Genomic DNA, 5,377 nt, shown 5'->3' with positions numbered 1-5,377 from the left:
GTGTGGAACCTCGCGATCGCCCTCGGTGGGGCGGTCGGCGGGGTGGGGCTCGCCGTGGCGGGGGCCGGTGCGCTCCCGCTCCTGAGCCTGCCGCTCGCCATCGTCTCGCTCGTGATCGTCGTGGGAGGGCGCCGCTACGCCTTCCCAGCGGGACGCGGGACTGCGAGCCCCGCGTAGGGCTGGACGCTACGCGACGGCCGCGGTCTCGTCGGTGCAGGGCATCTGGTCCAGCGCCGGGGGTCGCGGCCGCTCGACGTCCACGGGTGGCTCCGTACCGCTCTGCGCACGGCGGGCGAGGACCTGCGACGTCGCACGGCCGGCACCGAGCTCCGCGACGGCCGCGAGGTCGCCGAGCCTGTCGACGTCCTGCCGCAGACCCGACAGGTCAGGGACGTCGAGCTCGACGTGCCCACGCCGGACGTGCTCGGCGGCCGATCCTGCACCGAAGGCCGGGTCGAGAGGGACCCCTGCAGACGCCGTCAGCAACGTGGTGCCTGTGCCCTCGGCGTCGACGACGACGGCTCGCGGGAAGGCCGACGCCGCGGCGAGGGCCTCCTCGAGGTCGGCGGGGCGGAGGGCAGGAAGGTCTCCGAGGAGGACGGCGACCGGACCGGCGCGGAGCCCGACACCGGGCGCAGCCCCACCTGTGTCACCACTCGGGGCAGCCGCCTCACCTCGTGCGATGGCGTCACCTGGGGGCGCTGCGGTATCGCCAGCTGCGCAGCCCCCTGCTTCGGCGTCACCTCGTGCGGCGGCGGCGACGCCCGCACGGATGGCCGCGTTGAGGCCGGCGGCCGGGACAGGCTCCGGCACGACCACGACAGGGGCCCACCCCGGTGGACGCACGCCTCGCAGGTCGGCGACCACGTCGTCGTCGTCCGTGACGACCACCACCTGCCGCACAGCGTGAGCGGCCCGTACAGCGGCGACGGTGTCGGCGACCATCGCCCGAGCGAGCTCTGCACGCTCCTGCGGGCTCAGGTCGCCGGCGAGCCTCGTCTTGGCCTGGGCCGTGAGCTTGACAGGCACGATGACCGACCACTGCGCGGCCGGCGCCGTGGGCTGACCCGACGCCTGACGGGTCATCTCGACGGCTCGGCCGGCGCCTGCGCCGTCCCGCCGACGGCGTCCTTCCAGCCCTGCTCGTAGGCCTCGGCGCTGCCCTGGGCAAACATGTCGGCGGGGCCGAGCCGCACGAGCGCACGAGCCCCGGGGCCGTCGTCATCGATCGTCAGGTGCGCAAGACCGCGCACGACCGCGACAGGCCGCCCGCTGGTCTTGCCCTTGACGAGCTCGGCCGCAGCAGCGATCTCGTCGGCGACAGCCGCCACCGTGACCGTGAGTTCTCGGCCCTGGGCGTCGGTCTGGCCACGGAGGTCCTCCATGACCTGCACACCAGCCGCGCCGATCGCGATGTCCGTCTGGCCGGCACGCCAGGGGCGCCCGGCGGTGTCGGTCACGACGATGCCCACCCGGGCACCGAGGCGCTCCGCGAGCCCGGCGCGGAGCCTGCGCGCAGAGTCGTCAGGGTCGAGCGGCAGCAGCAGGACCGTCCCGCCCGGGGTGTTGCTCGCGTCGACGCCGGCTGCGGCCATCACGAGACCGAGCCGGTTCTCCACGATCCGCGTGACCCCTCCCGGGTGCACGCGGGAGGCGACGACCCGCACGGTCTCGTCGGTGATCGCCTGCTCACGGTCCTGGGCCGAGACCACGCGACCCTCGGCCTTGGAGACGATCTTGCTCGTCACCACGACCACGTCGCCGGGCTCGAGCGGTCGACCCGACGCGCTGACAGCACGCTCGACGAGATCGACGAGATCGTCGCCGGGGCTGACTTCAGGGATCCCGTCGAGGGCCCAGACGCGCAGCTCTGCCGCGGCAGGCTGGGGCGTCGACGCAGCGGTCTCCGGCCCGACCGCCACGCGGAGAGCCTGGTCCGGGGGGAACTGCGCCTCGGCCACGCTCTCTGTCACCTCCGGGGTCGTGCTCTCGGTCATCGGACCAGCTTGGGCAGCACGTCGCGGCCGAAGACGTCGATCCACTCGCGCTGGTTGCGGCCCACGTTGTGCAGGTAGATGCGGTCGAAGCCGAGGTCGACGTACTTCTGGATGTTCGCGCGGTGCACGTCGGGGTCGGAGGAGATGACCATCCGGCCCTCGAAGTCTTCGGGGCGCACCAGCTTGGCGATCTGCTCGAACTCGAAGGGCGAACGGATGTCGGCCTTCGGGAACTTCATGCCGCCGTTGGGCCACTCGGTCATCGCGTTGGCGAGGGCTTCTTCGTCGGTCTCGGCCCACGACAGGTGGATCTGGAGGACCTTGGGCATGCCCTCGGGGTCGCGGCCGACCTCCCGCGCGCCGTCGTCGAACTTGCCGAAGAGCATCGAGATCTTCTCGAGCGGCGCCCCGACCGTGATGAGGCCGTCGGCGTGCTTGCCCGCGCGCTTGGCGGTGACAGGTCCTGCTGTCGCGACGAGGATCTCGGGCGCGACCTCGGGCATCGTCCACAGGCGCGTCGACTCGAGCTTGTAGAACGGCCCGGAGTGCTTGACGTCCTTGCCGGCGAGAGACGCCGTGAAGAGCTTCTTGATGACGTCGATCGCCTCGAACATGCGGTTGATGCGCTCGGGTGCCTCGGGCCAGTACTGCCCGATGATGTGCTCGTTGAGCGCCTCGCCCGAGCCGAGACCGAGCCAGTGACGGCCCGGGTACATGGCAGCGAGCGTGGCCGAGGCCTGCGCGACCATCGCGGGGTGCCAGCGGAAGGTCGGGGCGGTCACGCCGGGGCCGATGTCGCCGCGGGTGCGCTCGCCGAGCGAGGACAGCACGTTCCAGACGAAGGCGCTCTGGCCCTGCTGCGGGACCCAGGGCTGGAAGTGGTCAGCAGCCATGACACCGGAGAACCCGTGCTGCTCCGCGTACTCGGAATAGCTGATGATGTCTGTCGGGTGAAACTGCTCGAGCATGGCGGCGTAGCCGATGGTCAGGTCCATGAGTCCACCCTATCCCTGCGACCCGGACGGCACCCGGTGCGTCTTGGTGTAAGCCGCCTGGGCCCGCGGGCGCAGGATGAGGGTGTCGATGTTGACGTGCGGCGGCTGCGCGAGCGACCAGCGCACAGCCTCCGCGACGTCGCCCGCCAGCAGCGGACCGGGCACCCCGTCGTACACCGCGGCAGCCTTGGCGGAGTCTCCGCCGAAACGGGTGAGCGAGAACTCTTCGGTGTGCACCATGCCCGGGGCGATCTCGACCACGCGGACCGGCTCGCCGACGAGCTCGAGGCGCAGCGTCCGCGTCGCGACCCGCTCGGCGAACTTCGCGGCCACGTACCCTCCACCGCCCTCGTAGGGCTCGTGCGCGGCGGTCGACGTGATGACGACGATGTCGCCCTCGGCCTCGCGCAGCGCCGGCAGGAACGCGTTGACCACCCGGAAGGTGCCGATGACGTTGAGCTCGTACATGCGGCGCCAGAGCTCGAGGTCGGCCGCTCCGACGGGGTCGGCGCCGAGCGCGCCGCCCGCGTTGTTGACGACGGCGTCGACAGGGCCGGAGGCGGTGACCTCGGCGACGAGACGGGTGACGTCCTCGTCGGAGGTGATGTCGGCGACGACGTACGTCGCGCCGGTGCGCTCGGCGACCTCCGCGAGGCGGTCTTCGCGGCGGGCGACGGCGACCACGTCGTGGCCCTCGGCGCGGAGCAGCTCGACGGTCGCTGCGCCGATGCCCGACGAGGCGCCGGTGACGACGATGCGGCGCGGGACGGCAGGGGTGGGCTCAGACGGACGGACAGGGAGGTCAGACATGCAGGGTCTCCTAGAGATGGGTCGGACGGGGCACCGTGGGGGGTCTCAGGTCGAGACCGGTCGGGAGAGAGGTGAGCAGAGTCTGGTCGAGAGGCCTCTGGTCGGACCCGGACGACCCGACGCCGCTGGCCAGCCGCGAACCGAGGGGGCGCGATGGCCGACGGCCGGGGCGCTCAGAGCGCCGCCTCGACCTCGGTGAGCACCTCGTCGTAGACCGAGAGCGCTCGGTCCACCTCGGCGGGTGTGACGACGCACGGCGGCACGACGTGCAGCCGGTTGTCGGCGACGAAGGGCAGCAGCCCTCGGTCGAGGCAGCCCTGCTTGACGGCTCCCACGACCGCGGGGGCGACGGGGGCACGGGTCTCCTGGTCGGCGACGAGCTCGAGGGCCCAGAAGACACCGCTCCCCCGGACCTCGCCGATGACCGGGTGCGCGGCGGCGAGGGCCTGCAGGCCGGGGCCGATGTGCTCGGCGCCGACGGTGCGGGCGTTCTCGACGATCTTCTCGTCGGCCATCGCCTCGAGGGTCCCGACGATCGCGGCCATCGCGAGCGGGTGGCCGGAGTAGGTGAGCCCGCCGGGGAAGACCCGGTCGTCGAAGGTCGCCGCGACGGGGGCGTCGATGATCACTCCCCCGGCCGGGACGTAGCCGGAGTTGACGCCCTTGGCGAAGGTCACGAGGTCGGGGCGGACGTCGTGGGCGTCGAAGGCGAACCAGTGTCCAGTCCGGCCGAAGCCGGCCATGACCTCGTCGAGGATCAGCAGGATGCCGTGCTGGTCGGCGATCTCGCGCACCCCGGCGAGATAGCCCGGTGGTGGGGTGAGGACCCCTGCGGTCCCCGGCACGGTCTCGAGGAGGATCGCGGCGATCGACGCCGGACCTTCGCACTCGACGACGCGAGCCAGGTGCTCGAGGGCTCGGGCGCACTCCTCCTCGGGGGTCGAGGCCCAGAAGTCGGAGCGGAACAGGTACGGCGTGAAGAAGTGCGCGTGACCGTGGGCGAACTCGTTGGGGATGCGCCGCCAGTCACCCGTCGCGACCACGGCCGAGCCTGTGTTGCCGTGGTACGACCTGTACGCCGAGAGGATCTTGCTGCGTCCTGTGTGCAGGCGGGCCAACCGCATCGCGTTCTCGTTGGCGTCGGCGCCGCCGTTCGTGAAGAAGACCTTGTCCAGGCCGTCGGGGGCGCGCTCGGTGATGAGCTGGGCGGCGCGGCCCCTCGTGAGGTTCGCATGGGCCGGCGAGATCGTGGTCAGCACCTGGGCCTGCTCGGCGATCGCTGCGACCACGCGCGGGTGCTGGTGCCCGATGTTGATGTTGACGAGCTGGGAGGAGAAGTCGAGGTAGTGGCGGCCCTCGTCGTCCCAGACCTCACAGCCGAGGCCTCCGGCGATCGTCAGCGGCTGGAGGGATCCCTGGGCAGACCAGGAGTGGAAGACGTGGGCGCGGTCGAGCTCGAGGGCGACCACCCCGCTCGGAGCCGTGAGCATCGCGCTGACGGGCGCGACGGTCACCCCGACCCCTGCCGCGACCAGGTGCAGGAGCGTCGTCCAGTTGGACGCCTCTTGCACGACC

At 72.0% G+C, this 5,377-nt stretch carries 5 protein-coding genes; all 5 read right to left on the bottom strand.

The window, feature by feature from the left end; genetic code table 11:
- Nucleotides 1-186: 186 nt before the first annotated feature.
- A complete protein-coding gene (locus HZZ10_RS18910) occupies nucleotides 187-1,086 on the bottom strand; it encodes a glycosyltransferase family protein (RefSeq protein ID WP_179914700.1) in 900 nt (299 codons plus the stop codon).
- The gene (locus HZZ10_RS18905) at nucleotides 1,083-1,997 is read right to left on the bottom strand and encodes a coenzyme F420-0:L-glutamate ligase (RefSeq protein ID WP_179914699.1); all 915 of its coding nucleotides are present in this window, start codon (nucleotides 1,995-1,997) and stop codon (nucleotides 1,083-1,085) included. Before HZZ10_RS18905 ends, HZZ10_RS18910 begins: the two co-directional genes overlap by 4 nt.
- Nucleotides 1,994-2,992 (bottom strand): TIGR03557 family F420-dependent LLM class oxidoreductase, encoded by a 999-nt coding sequence (locus HZZ10_RS18900; RefSeq protein WP_056129870.1) that lies wholly within the window; start codon nucleotides 2,990-2,992, stop codon nucleotides 1,994-1,996. Before HZZ10_RS18900 ends, HZZ10_RS18905 begins: the two co-directional genes overlap by 4 nt.
- Nucleotides 2,993-3,001: 9 nt before the next feature.
- The gene (locus tag HZZ10_RS18895) at nucleotides 3,002-3,802 is read right to left on the bottom strand and encodes an SDR family oxidoreductase (protein ID WP_179914698.1); all 801 of its coding nucleotides are present in this window, start codon (nucleotides 3,800-3,802) and stop codon (nucleotides 3,002-3,004) included.
- A 173-nt stretch (nucleotides 3,803-3,975) separates the two neighbouring features.
- Nucleotides 3,976-5,292 carry an aspartate aminotransferase family protein gene (locus tag HZZ10_RS18890; RefSeq protein ID WP_179914701.1) on the bottom strand — a complete coding sequence of 439 codons (1,317 nt, stop codon included), beginning with the start codon at nucleotides 5,290-5,292 and terminating at the stop codon, nucleotides 3,976-3,978.
- Between the last annotated feature and the right edge of the window lie 85 nt (nucleotides 5,293-5,377).

Source organism: Sanguibacter inulinus, assembly GCF_013415325.1.
Classification (GTDB): domain Bacteria; phylum Actinomycetota; class Actinomycetes; order Actinomycetales; family Cellulomonadaceae; genus Sanguibacter; species Sanguibacter inulinus.
This window is presented reverse-complemented; position numbering and strand designations above follow the sequence as displayed.